The sequence below is a fragment of the Actinomycetota bacterium genome, from assembly GCA_023488435.1.
Classification (GTDB): Bacteria; Actinomycetota; Coriobacteriia; order Anaerosomatales; family UBA912; genus UBA912.
Map to the genome: position 1 here is coordinate 34,088 of JAMDCK010000036.1, position 18,375 is coordinate 52,462.

The window sequence follows — 18,375 nt, forward strand, 5'->3', positions numbered from 1 at the left end:
CGTGTTGAACAGGCCGTGCCGCCCGGTGAGCACATATCCCTCGTGCCACCCCAGACAGGTGTGCTCGCTCAGAATCTCCATCACCCTGCCCTCAGGCGAGAGGTTGCCGCCATCGCTGTCGACAGGAAGCACCTCGGCCATCCACGTTTTCTGGGAGACCTCGTAGATGGCGTCGAGGCGGTTCGAAGCGGTCTCGTCTGGGCCGAACACCCGGAAGGTCGAGCCGTTCGCCGCCATGACATCCCGGAGGAACCTCCCCATCGCCGAAGTGGCCTCGGCGAATGTGGTCCCGGGTCCGGGTACCGCGACCTCGTACTGCCGAAAATCGGGCAGGTCGAGGTCCTTTCGCAGCAGGCCGCCGTTCGCGTGCGGGTTGGCGCCCATTCGGCGGGCCCCCTTGGGTGCGAGCGCAGTGACCGAAGGCCGAGGCGCGCCGTCAGCGTCGAAGAGATCCTCCGGTCGATAAGAGAGCATCCACTCCTGGAGGATCGTGAGGTGGTCGGGGTTCTCGCGCAGCCCGGAAAGCGGCACCTGATGCGAGCGCCAGTAGTCGGCGACCTGCTTGCCGTCGACCACGTCGGGGCCGGTCCACCCTTTCGGGGTCGCAAGCACGATCATCGGCCAGCGGGGGCGCTCGAAGGAGCCGGTCTTTCGGCAGTGCTCCTGGATCGACCGAATCTCGCCGATGACCGTATCCGTGACTGCGGCCATCGCCTGATGGATGTCGGTGCCAGGCGATTCCTCGACGAAGTACGGCTTCCAGCCGTAGCCCTCGAGCAGACTGCGCAGCTCCTCGCGGGGTATGCGCGCTAGGATCGCGGGGTTGGCGATCTTGTATCCGTTGAGGTGGAGTATGGGCAGGACGGCCCCGTCTTGGGCGGGGTTCAGGAACTTGTTGGAGTGCCAGGACGCGGCGAGCGGGCCCGTTTCGGCTTCGCCGTCGCCGATCACGCAGGCGACGATCAGCTCTGGGTTGTCGAAAGCGGCACCGAATGCGTGCGAGAGCGCATAGCCGAGCTCGCCGCCCTCGTGGATCGAGCCCGGCACCTCCGGCGAAACGTGGCTCGGGACGCCGCCGGGGAAGGAGAACTGCTTGAACAGGCGGCCCATGCCCGCGCGATCGAGCGACACGTCGTGGTAGGACTCGGTGTAGGTGCCCTCCAGGTAGGTGTTGGCGACCAGGGCCGGTCCGCCGTGCCCGGGTCCGGTGATGAAGATGACGTCGAGGTCCCGCTGGTTGATGGCGTGGTTGAGGTGCGCATACACGAAGTTGAGGCCGGGCGTCGTGCCCCAATGTCCCAGTAGGCGCGGCTTGATGTGCTCGATGGTGAGCGGCTCGTCGAGCAGAGGGTTGTCCAGCAGGTAGATCTGCCCGACAGACAGGTAGTTGGCCGCCCGCCACCACGCATCGATCGTGTCGCGCTGCTGCTGGGTGAGCGGGGCGGCGTTCGCGCGGTCGTTCTCGTTCGAGGTCTTCACGCGGTTCTCTCCTTACCGAGGAATCGGAGTACCTGTTCGGCGATCTCGCTCTCCTCATCGGCCTTGACGACGAACATCTTCGTCGGGGATCCAGTGGTCGAGATTGGGCGCATGCCGTTGCTCGGCGCGGTGTTCTTCGCACCGTCCAGCTCGATGCCGAGCGACGAGAGCCCCTCGCACACCAGCTCGCGGACGCGCGCGTCGTTCTCGCCGATGCCGCCTGTGAACACCAGGGCGTCCACCCGCCCGAGCACCGCGCAGTACGCGCCGATGTACTTCTTGACGCGATAACAGAAAGCCTCCAGGGCCAGGGTCGCGGGCCCGTGCCCCGATGCTGCCAGCGAGTGCAACTCGCGCATGTCCGCAGCACCACACATGCCGAGAAGCCCGCTCTCGTTGTTGAGCAGCTCGTAGACTTCGCCAGCGGTCATGCCCAGGTCCTGCTGGAGGAAGAGCGGCACCGCAGGGTCGATGTCGCCGCAACGTGTGCCCATGATGAGCCCCTCCAGCGGGGTCAGCCCCATCGACGTGTCGACGCTTGCCCCGGCTTCGATCGCCGTCACGCTCGCCCCAGCTCCCAGGTGCACGACGATCAAGTTGCACTGGGTAGGCGGCAGCCCGAGAGCCTCGGCGGTGACCTTCAGCGCATGCTGACACGAGATACCGTGGAACCCGAAGCGCCTCAGGTCGAACTTCGCTGCGATCTCACGCGGCAGGGCGTAGGCGCTCGCATGCGCCGGCAGCGTCGCATGGAACGCGGTGTCAAACACCGCGACCTGCGGGACCCCGGGGAACAGCTCCTCGGTCGCGCGGACTCCGGCCAGCACCGCGTCGGTATGCAGCGGGGCGTAGCGCCGAAGCGTGGCGATGGCCTCCAGCGTCTCCTGGTCGAGGTAGGCAGGACCGGTGAACCGGCTTCCCCCGTGGACGACCCTGTGACCGATCGCTGTGATGCCCGCGATCTGCGAGGCGGCCACGCGCAGCCGCTCGGAAACCTGCGCCACGGTGTCACCGGACGCTCGGCCGATCTCGACCTTTCCTTCAAGCAGCACTTTTCGCGGGTTCATCGCCAGCAGCTTGTACTTGGTTGACGAGCTGCCGGAGTTGATCACGAGAATCTTATGGTCCATGCACGGTCTATACCCATTGTGGCACGGCGACCTAAACAAAAACTAACGGCGACCCAAAGGAGTCGCCGTCGTAGATTGCTGGTGCCCCTGTGCCCATCCCATATTCGGAGTCCATGTCTTTACGAAGGCACCGGTGCTGGCTGCCGCGATGGAGGCGGGCATCAAGAACGCAGCGATGGCGTCAGCCACGTCTTGAAGATCCTCAGGTAGCTCGTCCGCCGCTGCAGAGAACCCCTTCCGATAGGTGTCCCACATCCGTGACGTCTCCGCCTGCCTCGTGTACTCGAGCGTAAGCTCTGCGGGTGTCTCGGCTGGCAACTTCGTGGCGCGCCGCTGAAATGTCGCGCGGATAGCGTCGGCGAGATCCTGGCCGTCGAACTCCAGGGTGCGCGAGAGCATCCAGATGTCGTGGTAGTCCTTCATCCGGCTGTTAGCGAGCCCGATCTCGATCATGGCCTGGAACTTCTCGGCAATGGCGGTAGCGGGTTGATAGGCGAGGATCCTCGGGGGCTCGTCCTGAAGTAGCGCGGGGTAGTCTACCCAACCAGGATCCGGCACGACGGCATCGTCGATCCCGACGTCGAGGCGCAGGACGAACCGAGCTCCGCCCAGGTCACCAGCAACCTTCACGCGAACCACGGAGTAGCGATCCTCAACCGTGATGGGCTCGGCATGAATCTTCGATTCGAACACGAGGCCATCGTCGAAGTGCATTGCGAGGCATTCGGCAACGATGCCTCTGATCGCCTCCGGTGTGCTGTCGACACGCCCGAGGAAGTCGATGTCGCGAGTCGGGCGTGCGACGGCGGCATCCCAAACACGCAGCATGACGGCACCCTTGACCACGAGACGATCCGACCACTGCGTCTGCGACAGTCGGAAGAGGAACCGTTCCATCGCGTAGTAGAGAACCGCCTGCTGGAAGTCCAAGGCCAGCTCTGCCGCTCGAGCCCTCAGTCGGCGGCGTATCTCGATCGGCGTCTGGGCGCTCACATCAGTGCCTGGAGGTAGGGGCGTATGACCTGCTCCACCCGGTCGACCTTGGCGTAACGCATCACCTGCGCGGGCGTCGCGCGACGAGAGCGGATCGTCTCTTGCAGCGCCTCGATGGCTACGTCCAGCCCGATGCGATTGCGATACTTGAAGCAATCGGCGACGGTCTTGGCCAGTTCGAACACTCGGATAGGCGTCCCGTCCATATCGTGCTCTTCGATGCCGACCGTCATAGCCTCGGCGTTCATGGAGAACCGCTCGATACGCGGGTAGGCGATCCTCGGTGCTTTGACTCCCCTCGGTAGCGCAATCTGAACCGCCGCCGGGATCTGCGTCCCGATGCCGTGGTACTCGAGCGCGCTCACCAGACACAGGACAGCGCGGGGGGCGCGCCTCAAGACCGCGGCTACGCTGGGGTATGCGGGCAGCGGCGATGAGGCAAGATGGTAGACCCCGCGGGACAGCGATTCGACGAGCCCTGTGTCACGCATCCAGTACAGCGTGCGCTCCTCGATGCCCGAGGCGAGTGCTTCAGAGGTGCCGAGAACTCCGCCAGCACGCTCGAATGCGGCTGTTGCGCGTGCGATCTCCATGTCCGAAGGTGTCCTCATGGCATATAAGTTACCACAGTTATCAACAACTGTGGTAGTTTTTATGCCAGCTCCCTTTTTGGACAACGAATCGGGAAACGAGCGGTGCCGAATGCCGCGTCTCCAAAACAGGGAATTCCAGGTCTTTGACCTGAGGAAATGTGGTGCCCCCAAGGGAATTCGAATCCCGATAGTGCTTGTGATTACTGGGACTACTTGGGACTCGTTGGTACTCAAGAGCTGCGGTGAGTCCCAATAGGTACCAACGAGTACCAACAGTCACCATGTATTTGGGCACCAAATCGGGCACCAAATCGGGCACCAAATCCGGGCGGGCTGTTGACTACCGTCATCCACTTGTTCTATCGTTCATAGCCGATGAACGATACACGCCAGAATTGGAGGCGCGGATGACTGACGAGCAGATGGCGCTTGTGGCTAAGGCGCTCGCCCATCCGGCGAGGATCCGCATCGCCCGCCTGCTGTCGGAGCAGAGCGAGTGCCGGGGACATGAAGTGTTCTCGGAGTTGCCTCTGGCGCAGTCGACAGTATCGCAGCACCTTGCCGTGATGAAGGAGGCTGGCCTCATTCACGCTCAACCCGTTGGGACGGCCATGGTCTACTGCCTCGTGCCGGCGGTGCTTGACGATTTCCAGCATTCACTCGGGTCGATCGCGGCGAGTGCCGTGTCGTGCACCTCCGGAATAGGAGGCTGCTGACATGAGCGCGGCTGCCATCACGGTCTATGACCCGCCAATGTGCTGCTCGACAGGCGTCTGTGGCCCCAGCGTCGATCCCGAACTCATCAGGTTCGCACGAGATGTGGCGTGGCTGAAGCACCACGAGGTCGAGGTTACGAGATTCAACCTCGCACAGGAGCCAGCGGCCTTCGTGCAGAACCCGACGATCCTCGCGCTCCTGAATCAAGAGGACGCATCGTGCTTGCCAGTCGTGATCGTCAACGACGAGGTCATTTCGCAGAGGACCTACCCGTCGAGGAGAGAGCTCCTCGACGCTCTGGGACTCCCGGATGAGGGAGCCGGCGATGAGTGACCGGGGAGCCATCGAGACCCTCGCAGATGAGGCGACCAGAGTCCTGTTCTTCACGGGAAAGGGTGGCGTCGGCAAGACCTCGGTCGCGTGCGCTGTGGCAGTGGCGCTCGCTGACGCCGGCAAGAGAGTCCTTCTCGTGAGCACGGACCCGGCGTCGAACCTGGACGAGGTGCTGGCGACGCCACTGTCCGACACGCCCCGCACCATTCTTGGCGCTGATGGCCTGCATGCAATGAACATCGACCCCGAGGTAGCGGCTGCCACGTACAGGGAGTCCATGGTCGGGCCGTACCGCGGCGTGCTGCCGGACGCGGCGGTGGCGTCGATGGAGGAGCAACTCTCGGGGGCATGCACGGTGGAGATCGCGGCATTCAACGAGTTCGCGGGCCTCGTGGGTGAGCCTGCGGCGACTGCCGGGTATGACGTGGTCATCTTCGACACCGCCCCCACGGGGCACACACTGCGTCTGCTGACGCTTCCTTCGGCCTGGAGCGAGTTCATCGAGACGAACACCACAGGCGAGTCCTGCCTCGGCCCGCTAGCCGGCTTGTCGGCGCAAAAGGACCTCTACGCCCGGACGGTGGAGGCTCTATCCGACGCCGCGCTTACCACGCTCGTGCTCGTGTCCCGACCCGATACGGCAGCACTGAGGGAGGCCGCACGGTCCTCGGAAGAGCTCCGGGAGCTCGGGATCAAGAACCAGCGGCTGGTGCTGAACGGACTCTTCACCGCATCCTCAGAAGACGACCCCATCGCCAAAGCGCTCCAGCGGCGGGGTGACGAAGCACTCGGCGGCATGCCCGAGGATCTCGCCGGGATGTCCGCCGCACGAATCCCGTTCATCGTCTCGCCCCCCGTGGGTCTTGAGGGCCTACGCGGCCTACTCTCAGCCCGTCCCGGACCGCAGGTCGTGAGCGACGGACCCAGCATCGAGATCGATATCTCAGGAACGGAATCGCTACGTGCGCTCGTTGACGAGATCGCCTGGCGCGGCTCGGGCGTAGTCATGACCATGGGGAAGGGCGGCGTGGGCAAGACGACGGTCGCAGCCGCGATAGCCCTTGAGCTGGCGAGGCGCGGGCTTCCCGTACACCTCTCAACCACCGATCCCGCAGCGCATGTCGAGGATGCCGTGGGTGAAGCGGGCGAGCTGCTGGAGGTCAGCCGCATAGACCCAGCAGCCGAGGTCGCCGCGTATCGCGAACAGGTCCTCGCCACGGCTGGCGAGGGACTCGACCCATCCGCACTCGCGATGCTCGAAGAGGATCTGCGTTCGCCGTGCACCGAGGAGATAGCGGTGTTCAGAGCGTTCGCCCGAATCGTTGCACGCGCGACCGACCGCTTTGTCATCCTCGATACTGCGCCCACCGGGCACACGCTGCTGCTCATAGACTCCTCGGAGGCCTACCATCGAGAAGTCTCCCGCAACGCGACTGATACGCCGGCGGAGGTTCTGGAGCTGCTCCCGCACCTCTGGGATCCCGACTTCACGAAGATACTCATCGTCACGCTTGCGGAAGCGACACCCGTGAGTGAGGCCAATCGTCTCAAAGCCGACCTGGAGCGAGCGGGCATCTTCCCTTACGCATGGGTGGTCAACCAGAGCTTCGCGCTCGTTGACACCGACGACCCTGTGCTGCGGCGCAGAGCGGCTAACGAGGTGCGTCATATCGAGCGTGTTGTGTCCGAGCATGCCGACCGTGTCGCCATCATCCCATGGGTGCCTGTGGCTCCCGTCGGGAGGGATCTCGCGGCGCTCCTGGATGCACCGGGTGGGACAACTCATTACGTCTATTGCTGTGACCCCTGTGAGTACTCATTCGAGGTATCGCTCGGCACTGCTGAGTTCGCCCCTCGTCAACACACCTGTCCTCTGTGCGGGGCTACGGGTGCCCATCTGCTTGGCGAGGCGAGCGATTCAACGCGACGTTGCTGCGCCGTGGGAACGGGCTGCTGCGGCACCCCCGGGAGTGCGTGATGCGACGGTTGGGCCAAGAGACGCCTCCGGCAGTCGATGACCCCACGGGCGTTCAATCGGTCAATGGGAGGTCAGGGCTGTGAGGTACGTCTACTACTGCGACCGGTGCGGCACGATGTTCGAGGTGGAGATCGAGGCAGAAGCCCCGGTCCTTCCGGAGATGATGTGCCCCAAATGCGAGTATCCCCATGCGATCAAGGCATTCGCCGTAGCTCCGACGGCCGGTGGGTGTTGCGGTCCCTTGGCGGCGCCGCGTTCATCTGGCGGTGGTTGATGACGCTGGCAAGACCGGTCCGGTCATGCTGGGTCAACCAAACAGTCAAGTATGGACGCGAGCGAGGAGGGATGGGCGGTGGATCAGATGGAATTGCGCCAGCGAGCGGAAGAGCTCTACCGGAGCGGGCAGCTCCTGTGCTCGGAGGCGCTACTCTACACCTTCAACGAGGAACTCGGCCGACCCCTGTCCGATGATGCGCTGAAGATGGCATCGGGTTTTCCTGTCGGCATGGGAGCCCTCGGTAGTGGCGGGTGCACCTGCGGTGCACTCTCCGCCGGTCAGATGGTGCTCGGTCTCGTCTACGGACGCGCCGTCCCGGGTGAAGATGCACCGGTCATCCTTGAGAAGGCCAAGCAGCTTCACGACTGGTTCAAGAGCGACAAAGGCTCCACGTGCTGCCGTGTGCTGATCCGGGACTTCGAATTCGGCTCGCCGGCACACATCGACCAGTGCGTGAGGTTCACCGGAGACGTGACGGAACACGTGGCCCGCATGCTCGATAGAGATCCAGATTGGGACAGGTGGACTCCGAAGCCGGAGAACGTGTGACAGCGGTTGGGTCCCGGCATCCCGCGCAGAGTATCGGCGGGACGGGCTGCAACCTTGGAATCGCCGCTCGATGAGCGGCTGTGATATTGGCAGCGGAAGAACCGATGAGGAGCGCGATATGAGTGAGAATGCATCAACCGGCGCACCAACCGAGAAGAAGCGCCTGGGGGTGTTCGAACGCTACCTGACGCTCTGGGTGGCGCTCTGCATCATTGCAGGCACCCTGGTGGGCAACGCGTGGTCTGGCGTTGCCACAGCGCTGTCCAAGTTCACGTACGCACAGATCTCGATCCCGGTCGCGGTGCTGATCTGGCTCATGATCTACCCGATGATGCTGCAGATCGACTTCGCCTCGCTCAAGCGTGTCGGCGAGAAGAAGCAGGGCCTGGTGGTCACCACTGTCACCAACTGGGTTATCAAGCCGTTCACGATGTACGCGATCGCGTGGTTCTTCCTCAACATCGTGTTCACGAAGTGGATCCCGGTCGACCTGGCCCGCGAGTACCTGGCTGGTGCGGTTCTGCTGGGCGCCGCACCCTGCACCGCGATGGTGTTCGTGTGGTCGTACCTGGCCGACGGCGATCCTGCATACACACTCGTGCAGGTAGCGGTGAACGACCTCATCATCCTGTTCGCCTACGCGCCGATCGTGATGTTCCTGCTTGGGTTGTCGGACATCATGGTGCCGTACGACACGGTCATTCTGTCGGTCGTGCTGTTCGTCGTGGTGCCGCTCGTGCTGGGCTGGGTCTCTCGCGTGCAGCTCATCAAGCGCAAGGGACTCGAGTGGTTCTCCGATAAGTTCCTCCCGGCGCTCGCCCCCGTCACGATCATCGCGCTGCTCGCAACGCTCATCATCATCTTCATCTTCCAGGGTGAGGCCATCGTCTCGAACCCGCTTCACATCCTCTTGATCGCAGTGCCGCTCGTCATCCAGACGTACCTGATCTTCGCGATCGCGTACGGTTGGTCATGGCTTTGGAGGCTGCCGCATCCCATTGGTGCACCAGCGGGCTTTGTGGGCGCCTCGAACTTCTTCGAGCTTGCCGTCGCGGTAGCCATATCGCTCTTCGGTCTCACATCCGGTGCGGCACTCGCCACCGTCGTGGGCGTACTCACCGAGGTTCCCGTCATGCTCTCACTCGTGTGGATCGCGAACAGAACGAGGGAGCGGTACAACCTGCGGGTGCAGCCCGGCGCTGTCGCGATGGCAGACGCGTAAGGTGACGAGGCCCGCGCTGTCGCCCGCGGGAGCATAGACGAGAGACCCGTCCGAGGAATGGAGCACCACATGGGTTGCTGCACACCATCACCGAGAAGCATGGTGATAGAGACCACGGTACTGCGCGTCGGAGACGAGACCTGCGACCGGTGTGGCACCACCGTGGAAACCGTGCGCTCGGCCGCACGTGACCTGCAGAACGTCCTGTCTGCCCTGAACGTCCGCGTGAGCCTGATCGAGCACGCATCATCCACAGATGCCATCGATGCCTCCAACACCGTTCTCATCAACGGCAGACCCGTCGAGGAGTGGCTCGGGGCTAAGCGCGTGTCGACCGACTGCCCGAGCTGCGGTGACTTGCTTGGCGAGAGCACGTGCTGTGGCGCCATCGAAGTCGAGGGCACGGTGTTCGAGTCGTACACGGCAGAGCAGATCCGCGATGCCGCGTTCGCGGCTCTTGGCGCCGTGGATGTGGGCGGCTGTTGCTGATGCGACGCATCGCGCTCTTCTCGGACGTGCATGCGAACCTTGTGGCCCTCGAGGCCGTGCTCGCCGCCATCGATGCCGCCGGACTGACCGAGGTCTACTGCCTCGGCGACCTGGTGGGCTACGGGCCGGATCCGTCAGGCGTGGTTGAACGCATCCGCACCCTCGGCATCCCGACGATCCGCGGCAACTACGACGAGGGAGTGGGCACCCGGCGCGGCGAGTGCGGCTGCTACTACGCCACCGAGCAGGCCAAGACCGACGGCGCGGCCTCCTACACGTTCACCGACGCGGCGCTCGACGACGCCGATCACGAGTGGCTCGCGACGCTTCCGACCGACATCCGGCTCGAGCACGAGGGCATCCGCGTCTTACTGGCGCACGGCAGCCCGCGTAAGATCAACGAGTACTTGCTCCTCGACCGGCAGGACGCGCAGCTTGTCCGGCTCGCCGACCAGGCAGCCGCCGATATCGTCTGCATCGGGCACATCCACATCCCCTACCACCGCGTGATGACCGCCGAGAACGGCCGGGCCATCCACTACGTGAGCAGCGGCTCGGCGGGCAAGCCGAAGGATCGTGACCCGCGCGCGGGATGGGTCGAGCTCGTGCTCGGTACGAAGACCGAGATGAATGGTGCCTGCCCTGACGACCACGCCGCAGGACCCGTGGGCGCACCGGGCGGCGAGCGGGTCTGGCTCGGCGTGGTGGTGCATCGGGTCGCCTATGACATCGAACGGGTGGCGCAGGCCGTCATTGCCGCTGGCCTGCCGCCGAGGCTCGCCGAGGCGCTCCGGACCGGCTGAGGCCGCTCTCCCCGCCCGCTACTCGAGTTCGCGAATCGCCGCGTGAACGGCATCTGCATCAAGGGAGCCCGTACACGCCACCCGATCACCCACGAGCACCAGTGGCAACTCTGCACCTCTCACCAGTGCATCGATCGCCGCGTCCCGCTCGGCGCCGACAAGGTGATACAGGCTCGTCTCCGCAACCACCACCAGTTGCGGCGCGCGCTCGTTTAGTTGTGCCTCCAGCACGTGGAGGCGCCACTGCAGCGGCATCTCTCAAGTCGCACCCTCGGTGATCTCACCGAGCAACGACTCGGGCGTGTCGCAGCAGTCGGATCCGCTGCCTCAACCGCAGGCCGGCTCCGGCACCACGCGGACGACAAGCTCTTCCATACGTCCCCCTTAGGACATCATGCGAGATAGACAAGGTAGGCTGCGGCGCCCAGGAGCCCCACGCCGCCGATCTTCGTGAGGATTGGCGTCACACGCGACACCTTTCGCATCAGACCGAGTGAGCCCGAGGCGAGGCCGAGCAGCAGCAGCGGCACTCCCTTTCCAAGGCCGTACACGAACAGAAGTGCGCCGCCCTTTGCAGCGCTGCCGGTCGTCGCAGCTATCGCTGCTATGGCAGCGAGGATCGGCGTCGAACACGGGGACGCCACGAGACCGAACAGCATCCCGAATATGAAAGCACCGATGACGCCTCGCCGCTCCGGCCGCTTCAGCGGCATCAGAGCGTTGAGCCTGTCCACCGGCAGATGGATCAGTTCCAGCAACTGCAGCGCGATGACCACGCAGATCGCCGCGATCACGTAGTATGCCCACGCGCCGAACAGGAGGGCTCGCCCGAGGAATCCTGCGACCGCCCCGATGACCGCGAACACCATGCTCATACCGAGCACGAAGACCATCGAGAGCCCCAACGCCCGCGCGAGAACCGCTCGTGGCTTCGCCTCCTCGGCATCCCGAGTGACCATGCCGGTGACATAGCCGAAGACCGCGGGCAGCATCGGCAGGATGCACGGGCCGAACCCCGCTACGAGACCGCCCAGGAAGGCTACGCCGAACGCAGCGATGCCACCGACGTTCCCTGAAGTCAGGCCCGATGCGAGGCTCTCGATGTTCACTGGGCCTTCACCAGGGCGTCCAGGTAGCCGCGCATCTGCGCATCTTCCATCGCGCCGGTGAACGAGTCGACCACTTCGGTGCCGCCCGGCGAGATGAAGAACGACGTCGGGATGTACTGGAACGAGAACTGGGCAGCCAGCTGCTGAGCCGAGGGGTCGTCCGTGATGGCGTTGACGAAGACGACGTCGCCCTCATAGCCCGGCATCACCTGATCAACAACAGCGGAGATCTCGACGCATGGCTCGCAGGTGAGCGAGTGGAAGAGCACGTAGATCGGTTTCCCCGATGCCACGGCTGCGTCGTAGTCCACCATGGCGTCGTTGCGGACCGAGGTGATACTCGTACCCGATGTCGCGCCCTCTGTCCCAGGTGAGACCGTGGATGCGGTGCTGTCGAGCGCCAGCTTCATGACGATGAAGCCAAGGAATACCGCCACAACGAGAAGAACGATCGCGTTCTTCGAACGCGCCGGCGCCCCAGATGCGCCCCCCGCCTTCGCGACCTCAGGTACTGCTGGCTTGGACTGCTTGTTCTTACTCACCTATCACTGTCCCTTCACTTGGCGGTCTTGGACTGTCGCCAAGTCCGATGCCCATGATCCATTCGAGCAGATAGCCGATCGGAATCGAAGCAAGCGCGACCAACACGATGCGCGCGACGATGGCGGCGGTGTGGTGGTTGTGGGTGACCACATCGCAACTGCCGAGGAGATGGCGAGCAATGACCCGTTCCTCGTGTACTCGGAGGGGCGCAGTCTCCAGATCTGGCGGGGGCACCGTCAGATGCTCGCGTTCGCAGTTCGACTGTGGGACGCGATCAACGAAGGAAGGGCTGATGAGTTGATAGGTACGGATCTGCTCGTGAAGCCGTACGACTCCCTTGTCGAGCCGGGTAAGCCCGCACCCAAGTACATGGTCTGGACACGCACCGCATCGGCGCAGCACGACCTCGGATTGACCACTCCGAAGACGTTCGACGAGCAGTTCGAGCCTGCCACGCCGCTCATGAAGGCCAGCCTCCCCGAGGCGGCGGCCCGGGCCGCTCTCGCCAATCTCATATCGGAGATGTGCGCGACCGTGCGCGTGGTGATGCGAGTAACGAGCGCGCAGCCAGATGGTCTCCGGCTCACGTTCGAAGTTCGGTCACTCATCGCGGCTATGTGGCTGCAGTTCGCGCTCGCGGTCGACGGGCAGCGAGAGTATCGCCCGTGTCCGGTCTGTGGCGACTGGTGGGATGCGACCGAGGCCCGGTCTGACAGGAAGACCTGCAGTGACCGGTGCCGGAAGCGAATGCATCGTCAAACCGTGTCTGGAGGCACCGGGGTATGAAGGGTCACGTGCAGCCCTACAAGAGAGAGGGCAAGGTAGTCCGCGATCGGTGGAAGATCGTCATTGACCGGGGTCGGGATGGTGCCGGCAATCGCCAACGCGACTTCTACTACGTCACCGGCACCAAGTCCGCAGCCGACCGGGAGATGAGACGACTACTCACCTCCGGTGACCGAGGTATGTACGTCAAGCCCGAGGGCCAGAGCGTGGCCGATTGGCTCGACGTATGGATCAAGGACTATGCGCCGATCGGACGGGCGGGCTCGACGCTCAAGGGCTATCAGGGAATCATCAGACGGTACCTGAAGCCCGAACTGGGAGAGCTGCGCCTACAGAAGCTCAGCGCGGAGGCCATCCAGGCGCTGTACACGCGCATGCAGCTACCCAAGGCGAACGGCGGACTTGGGCTTTCGGCGCGCACCGTGATCCAGACACACGCCGTGCTACACAAGGCCCTCTCGCAGGCCGTCAAGCTAGATAGGATCGCATTCAATCCGGCCGACACCGAGCGTGGCGTTGAACTGCCTCGACCGAAGCGACATCGAGTCGAGGTACTCGGCGAACACAAGGTCGCTGCGCTTCTGAACGCAGTGGAAGGGACTCGGCTCTACTTGCCCGTATTGCTGGCGGTCACGACCGGCATGCGGCGCGGCGAGATCCTCGCACTCAGTTGGGATGATGTTGACCTCGTGCGCGGTACGCTCTCGGTCGTGCGAGCGTGGGACGAGGGACCCGGCGGCTACGAGCTGAAGGGCCCGAAGAGCGAGAGATCGCGTCGGACCATCGAGATGCCCGCGATCCTGGTCACTGCGCTGGCATTCGCTAAGGATGAACACGAGGACCGCCGGGCGCGTCGAGAGCTCGCCGGCGAGGATTACCAGCTTGAGTATGGCCCGCTGGTGTTCTCTGAAGAGAATGGCGAACCGTGGTGGCCGTCGCGGTTCGAGTGGGTCTGGCAGGAGTTCAGGAAGTCCTCGCGCCTGGCGCCGAGGTTCCACGACCTGCGCCACACCGCGCTCTCGCTCATGCTCAGACAGGGAAACAGCCCGAAGGTCGTCCAGGAGATCGCCGGTCACCACTCGTCGGCGTACACGATGGACACCTATTGCTGGTCCGATCGGGTCACTCAGAGGGCCGCGGCCGACAGTATCGGCGACCTGTTCAGCGGCGCTCTAGGTGCAGTAGAAAAGCAATCGGGCACCAAATCGGGCACCAAATCAGAGGCCGTACCCCCTCTGACCTGAGGAAATGTGGTGCCCCCAAGGGAATTCGAATCCCTGTTGCCGCCTTGAAAGGGCGGAGTCCTTGGCCACTAGACGATGGGGGCATATTCATTTTGGTGGGTCGTATAGGAATCGAACCTATGGCCTTGGGATTAAAAGTCCCCTGCTCTACCAGCTGAGCTAACGACCCGCTTCGTTTCCGGACACACATCAGGTAATCCGCAAAGCAACGGGTAGTCTATCGTGCCTTGCCAACGAGGTCAACGAATATCTATCGTCTTACGCAGGAAGGTCGCACGCGCAAGAGCCTCCTGGTCTCAGTTCGCCACTTGGCTGGCCGCCCACTCCTGGCCAAGCTGCTCGCCCTGCCGCCACATCTCCGCCCGGTTGGGACCTAGCCGTGAGATTGCTCGATCCGAGTAGGGCCGCGGAAAGAGGGTTTCGATCCCCGGAATCAGAAGTGCGCCGTCGAGGGGTTGATCCCATGCCGAGAAGACCAGCTTGTCGGCTGACTCCTCAAAGCGCATCCGGCCGATGAATTCCCCAGCGCTCTGGTACTCCAGTCGTCCTCCTTCAAGGGTCCACCAATGGATGACACCGTCGATGTAGAGTTCCGCTCCGCCCTCACTCTCTCTACCGCCCAGGACCTCCGTCGCCACTGTGAAGTGGCTGCCGGAAAGACCGATCGAACCGAGGTATCCGGGCAGCTCCAAGATCACCGCCTCTGCCAGCTCCGGTCGGCTCTCGAGCAGGGCTGTTGCATCTCCGGTTCCGACGATAGTCGCCTCGACGCTGGTGCCAGGCGGCAAATGTGGTGCCCCCGCAGGCGGGACCTCCTGGGTGTAGACCGCGTCGGCGCCGCCCTGCGTCGGCTCGCAACCGCTCGTAAATAGCAGCGCAGCCATCAACACCGCTACCATCATGAACCGCCCTGTCATGCGACCACCCCTCGACCGATTCCTTCGCATCCGACCACCGACTACCCCTGAGTAACTCTAGTCCCATATACCCTGGATTGCCAACTACCTCCCATACCTGCCCGGCTCCTCGGCGACGAAGTAGCGCCTGTGCGGATCGTTGGGCCCGCTGCCCAGCTCGACCACAAGCCCCAGCTCGACCAGCCTGCGCAGCCGATTCCGAGTCGCCCTCGGCGTCCGGCCAATCTCGGCGGCAAGCTCGCTCGTGGTGAGTCCCTCGGCGGATCTGAGCGCCTCGAGCGTCGCAGAGTCGAGCGCGTCCATCGGGCGGGGGCCGCCGTCGCGTGCCGAGAAGAGCGTCACTCGGAAGTGAGTGCCGACCTCCTCGAGCAGCGGAGGGGCCGCGCCTGCCGCCGCGCACGCCTCGCGCATCCGGCCGATGCCGCTGCCCCACTGCTCGACCAGCCCGAGTTCGCGGAAGACCCGCGCGATCACGCGGTTGCGGACCTTGGAGACACCGCCGAGGATGTCGGGGATCGTGAGCCCGGGGACGAGTAGCCCGGGGCTTTCGACCTCGAGCCGGTCGTCGTAGATCGCCAGGCGCACCGGGGCTCCGCGCTGCGAGTAGTCGGCATGCACCACGGCGTTGATGATCGCCTCGCGCACCGCCTCGGGCGGGTACTCCGGCACCTCGATCCGGCGGGCGCCGCCGTGCACCGCGAACGCGAGCGCCGTGTTGCGCCGCACGAACGCGAACGCCTGCTCGACCGCCGCGTGCGGATGGCAGCGGATGTCTGCCGAATCCACGATCGCAGCCTTGGTGGCCCCCTTGAAGCGCCCGGCCTGCACCCACGCATCCGGGAAGTGTTCGAGTCGCTGTTCACCGAAGAGCAGGAGGCCGCCGATCGTGGGGACTTCTCGGCCGTGGTGCTCGGTCGTCAGTCGCAAAGTGCGCAGGTCGCGGGCGCGAACGTCACGGACGCCGGTGAACGCATCGCGCCACGCCTGCCGATCGATCGCGTCGACCCCGAGGTCCGGTAGCGGCTGCTCGTCGAAGCTCTCGTTGCGGGCGCCGCGTGCCAGCTCTGCGGTCAGTTGCGCATCGGCGCAGCGATTGGTCGACCCGACGCGCACGTACACGCCCGCCTCCGGTCCCGCCTGCGTCAGGTGGTACGGGCGCGATGGCCCGGGATGCACGCGCAGCGCGATGACGTGCGTGTCGCGCCACGGGATGATATCGATGTCGGGAAGGATGCGCGGGGTGATGCTGTCGGCGATCATGCTGGCCAGGCGCTCTTCGGCATCGAGCGGGTCTTGCACCCCGACGACCGCCGAGGAGCGATCCTCGATCCCGATGAGCAGCGTGCCGCCGGCGGTGTTCGCGAAGGCGCATGCGGTGCGCGCGATCGGACCCGCCGACGAGAGGTCGCGCTTGAATTCGAGCGTCTTGCCCTCAGGCGAGCGTATGAGGCGGTTGAAGTCCATACTCGGCATTATACTCAGAAGGGTCGGAAGCGCAACGACTTCCGAGTAGAATACGCACCCCGGGGCCCTTGGAGCTACTCCGCCGGTTGGGGCGGCTCAGATCCGCTCCGGGGCTTCCAAGAACCAATCGATATGGGAGCAGTTCGTACAGATCAGCACGGTGGCTTCGCGGTTCGCCCAGTCGAGTCCGAGCAACGACAGCCCCGTGGTGTTCAGCAGGGATTTCCCGGTGTCGAAGTCCTGGCCACCACAGTGGGCGCAGCGCACCTGCGTTCCTGCGATGCTGTAGTGCTGCGTGTCATCGCCCGCTACCCCGCGCTTGAAACCCTCAAAGAAACCCATGGCTACCCCTTCTCCTCTGACTGCTAGCTTGCGGATGGACATATGTTAGCCGAAAGGGAGGCGGGGGCGTGATCCACCTCGCCGAAATGGTCAGGCGGGCTTAGTCTGCCGACAGGAGGGGAAATTCTTGCATCCGTAGAACTGATTTCCTTTTTGCGCACCTTGCTTAGCGGTCCGCAAAATCATGGGCACATCGCACTTGGGGCAAACCGGAGTCACCGACTCAACCGCCAATGGGGCCACAGATAGCGGCTGACGACGCGGAACTTCCCTGACGGGAATCGAAGCACGAACAGCGACTGGAGTCACGTTTCCGCTGTTGCCGAAGGGCAACCACCACAGATAAGGCAAGCCCACCTTAGTTGCGGAGTCTGCCCACAGATGAGTCAGCCAGCCCCATCCAAACAGCAACCCGAACCAGGCCGGCCAAGAAAATACGAGGCAAACCAAAACCGCAAACATGGTCGCGATTCCGGCGGCGAAGTATGAGTGTGTCGCACCCCTGTGCGAGGTGTGGCGGCGAATGAGCTTCGAGGCGATGACCAGCGCAATTGCGAAGCCCATCAAGATACCGACCGCCTCAAGTATCGGCATGAGTGGAGTTATCAGATCCACCCCGCCCAACCTCTGGCCGAAGAGAGCGAATAGCCCTCCGATGAACACCAAGGGTATCGCCAGACTGATTGCCAGGCCGAACAGCTTGTCCGGTAAGCTATTGCTCGCCTTGGAATCCGGATGATCTAGATCCGGCGCAAGAGCGCCTAGCCCTCCTGCCATCGCGCCTAACAAGATGGTCAGCGGATCCAGAGACACCCCTAGTGCCTTTAGCGCGAAAAGACCGACCACCGTAGAACCAGTACCAATTGTGAGATGGGCGCCACCGTTCAACGAGTCCTCCTTGAGTAATCGGTTGTCGCATCAGCAAAGGTAAAACCGCATCCATGTGACTGCAAAGCAGCGGTTCAGGATGTCATTGAGATATGCTCGATAATCACGCGACATACAAGACCTGCTTGTGTTCGTCGATATCGGCGGTGATGTAGGGGTTCTTGATTGCATCGGCCATCACAAGATCGATAGGGGATTCGAAAATCTCGCGAAGTTCGTCCAGTGGCTCGAAATAGGCGCCGACTAGCTCGAATGGTGACATGGACTTGAACTCCACCAGGATGTCGATGTCGTTCTCGCCCGGCCGAACATCATCTCGCAGCACTGAGCCGAAGGCATACATGCGCTGCACGCCGTGGTGACGACATGCAGCTGCGATTGCATCCATATTGTCTTCCAAAACGCAAACCACGGGCTCTCTCCAACTTGAGGACTCCTCTCCGCATGATACCACCTCGCCCCCACCCCCTCGCCGCCCACCTCGGCCTCTGCTAACATCAGTCTGCAGTTGGAGGTGGA

20 protein-coding genes, 2 tRNA genes and 1 pseudogene are annotated in these 18,375 nt (G+C 63.7%); 9 read left to right on the top strand and 14 right to left on the bottom strand.

What is annotated here, in order from left to right; genetic code table 11:
• The 4 genes from M1617_05895 to M1617_05910 form a co-directional block, all read right to left on the bottom strand.
• On the bottom strand, positions 1 to 1,413 hold a 1,413-nt coding region (locus tag M1617_05895; GenBank protein MCL5887809.1), incomplete at its 3' end, for a phosphoketolase family protein.
• A gap of 62 nt (positions 1,414 to 1,475) precedes the next feature.
• Positions 1,476 to 2,609, bottom strand: a complete 1,134-nt coding sequence (locus M1617_05900) for an acetate/propionate family kinase (protein ID MCL5887810.1) — start codon at positions 2,607 to 2,609, stop codon at positions 1,476 to 1,478.
• A gap of 42 nt (positions 2,610 to 2,651) precedes the next feature.
• Entirely contained in the window at positions 2,652 to 3,602 is a 951-nt protein-coding gene (locus M1617_05905; GenBank protein MCL5887811.1) for a nucleotidyl transferase AbiEii/AbiGii toxin family protein, read from the bottom strand.
• Complete coding sequence (locus tag M1617_05910; protein MCL5887812.1) at positions 3,599 to 4,195, bottom strand: type IV toxin-antitoxin system AbiEi family antitoxin domain-containing protein; 597 nt, start codon at positions 4,193 to 4,195, stop codon at positions 3,599 to 3,601. Before M1617_05910 ends, M1617_05905 begins: the two co-directional genes overlap by 4 nt.
• A gap of 281 nt (positions 4,196 to 4,476) precedes the next feature.
• On the opposite strand from M1617_05910, the gene M1617_05915 reads away from it, so the two are divergent.
• The 7 genes and pseudogenes from M1617_05915 to M1617_05945 all read left to right on the top strand — a co-directional run bounded on the left by M1617_05915 (position 4,477) and on the right by M1617_05945 (position 10,563).
• A complete protein-coding gene (locus M1617_05915; protein ID MCL5887813.1) occupies positions 4,477 to 4,911 on the top strand; it encodes a metalloregulator ArsR/SmtB family transcription factor in 435 nt (144 codons plus the stop codon).
• A 1-nt stretch (position 4,912) separates the two neighbouring features.
• Positions 4,913 to 5,245, top strand: a complete 333-nt coding sequence (gene arsD / locus M1617_05920; GenBank protein ID MCL5887814.1) for an arsenite efflux transporter metallochaperone ArsD — start codon at positions 4,913 to 4,915, stop codon at positions 5,243 to 5,245.
• Positions 5,238 to 6,962, top strand: a pseudogene (arsA, locus tag M1617_05925) (arsenical pump-driving ATPase). The gene arsD and the pseudogene arsA overlap by 8 nt, the downstream one beginning before the upstream one ends.
• Before the next feature lie 622 nt (positions 6,963 to 7,584).
• Positions 7,585 to 8,049, top strand: a complete 465-nt coding sequence (locus M1617_05930; protein ID MCL5887815.1) for a C-GCAxxG-C-C family protein — start codon at positions 7,585 to 7,587, stop codon at positions 8,047 to 8,049.
• A gap of 118 nt (positions 8,050 to 8,167) precedes the next feature.
• Positions 8,168 to 9,271: an ACR3 family arsenite efflux transporter gene (gene arsB / locus M1617_05935; GenBank protein MCL5887816.1), complete on the top strand. Its 1,104-nt coding sequence runs from the start codon at positions 8,168 to 8,170 to the stop codon at positions 9,269 to 9,271.
• A 99-nt stretch (positions 9,272 to 9,370) separates the two neighbouring features.
• On the top strand, positions 9,371 to 9,760 hold the full coding sequence (locus tag M1617_05940) for a DUF2703 domain-containing protein (protein ID MCL5887817.1): 390 nt from the start codon (positions 9,371 to 9,373) through the stop codon (positions 9,758 to 9,760).
• Entirely contained in the window at positions 9,760 to 10,563 is an 804-nt protein-coding gene (locus M1617_05945) for a metallophosphatase family protein (GenBank protein MCL5887818.1), read from the top strand. Before M1617_05940 ends, M1617_05945 begins: the two co-directional genes overlap by 1 nt.
• Positions 10,564 to 10,581: 18 nt before the next feature.
• Here the strand turns inward: M1617_05945 and M1617_05950 are convergent, their stop codons facing one another.
• The 3 genes from M1617_05950 to M1617_05960 form a co-directional block, all read right to left on the bottom strand.
• Positions 10,582 to 10,818, bottom strand: a complete 237-nt coding sequence (locus M1617_05950; GenBank protein MCL5887819.1) for a hypothetical protein — start codon at positions 10,816 to 10,818, stop codon at positions 10,582 to 10,584.
• A 137-nt stretch (positions 10,819 to 10,955) separates the two neighbouring features.
• Entirely contained in the window at positions 10,956 to 11,672 is a 717-nt protein-coding gene (locus M1617_05955) for a sulfite exporter TauE/SafE family protein (GenBank protein MCL5887820.1), read from the bottom strand.
• Positions 11,669 to 12,214, bottom strand: coding sequence for a thioredoxin family protein (locus M1617_05960; GenBank protein ID MCL5887821.1), 546 nt, complete (start codon positions 12,212 to 12,214; stop codon positions 11,669 to 11,671). The genes M1617_05955 and M1617_05960 overlap by 4 nt, the downstream gene beginning before the upstream one ends.
• A 139-nt stretch (positions 12,215 to 12,353) precedes the next feature.
• Between M1617_05960 and M1617_05965 the strand changes: the two genes are divergently transcribed.
• Positions 12,354 to 13,001: a hypothetical protein gene (locus M1617_05965; protein ID MCL5887822.1), complete on the top strand. Its 648-nt coding sequence runs from the start codon at positions 12,354 to 12,356 to the stop codon at positions 12,999 to 13,001.
• Entirely contained in the window at positions 12,998 to 14,245 is a 1,248-nt protein-coding gene (locus M1617_05970; protein ID MCL5887823.1) for a site-specific integrase, read from the top strand. Before M1617_05965 ends, M1617_05970 begins: the two co-directional genes overlap by 4 nt.
• A 7-nt stretch (positions 14,246 to 14,252) precedes the next feature.
• Here M1617_05970 and M1617_05975 read toward each other — a convergent pair.
• The 7 genes from M1617_05975 to M1617_06005 form a co-directional block, all read right to left on the bottom strand.
• Positions 14,253 to 14,328 (bottom strand) — tRNA-Glu (locus tag M1617_05975).
• Positions 14,329 to 14,338: 10 nt separating this feature from the next.
• Positions 14,339 to 14,414, bottom strand: a tRNA-Lys gene (locus M1617_05980).
• 127 nt (positions 14,415 to 14,541) lie between these two features.
• Positions 14,542 to 15,162, bottom strand: a complete 621-nt coding sequence (locus tag M1617_05985) for a hypothetical protein (protein MCL5887824.1) — start codon at positions 15,160 to 15,162, stop codon at positions 14,542 to 14,544.
• Positions 15,163 to 15,246: 84 nt separating this feature from the next.
• The gene (locus tag M1617_05990) at positions 15,247 to 16,635 is read right to left on the bottom strand and encodes a helix-turn-helix domain-containing protein (GenBank protein ID MCL5887825.1); all 1,389 of its coding nucleotides are present in this window, start codon (positions 16,633 to 16,635) and stop codon (positions 15,247 to 15,249) included.
• Positions 16,636 to 16,722: 87 nt separating this feature from the next.
• Positions 16,723 to 16,968 (bottom strand): zinc ribbon domain-containing protein, encoded by a 246-nt coding sequence (locus M1617_05995; protein MCL5887826.1) that lies wholly within the window; start codon positions 16,966 to 16,968, stop codon positions 16,723 to 16,725.
• 90 nt (positions 16,969 to 17,058) lie between these two features.
• A complete protein-coding gene (locus M1617_06000; protein ID MCL5887827.1) occupies positions 17,059 to 17,856 on the bottom strand; it encodes a metal-dependent hydrolase in 798 nt (265 codons plus the stop codon).
• Positions 17,857 to 17,959: 103 nt separating this feature from the next.
• On the bottom strand, positions 17,960 to 18,375 hold a 416-nt coding region (locus M1617_06005; GenBank protein ID MCL5887828.1), incomplete at its 5' end, for a nucleotidyltransferase domain-containing protein.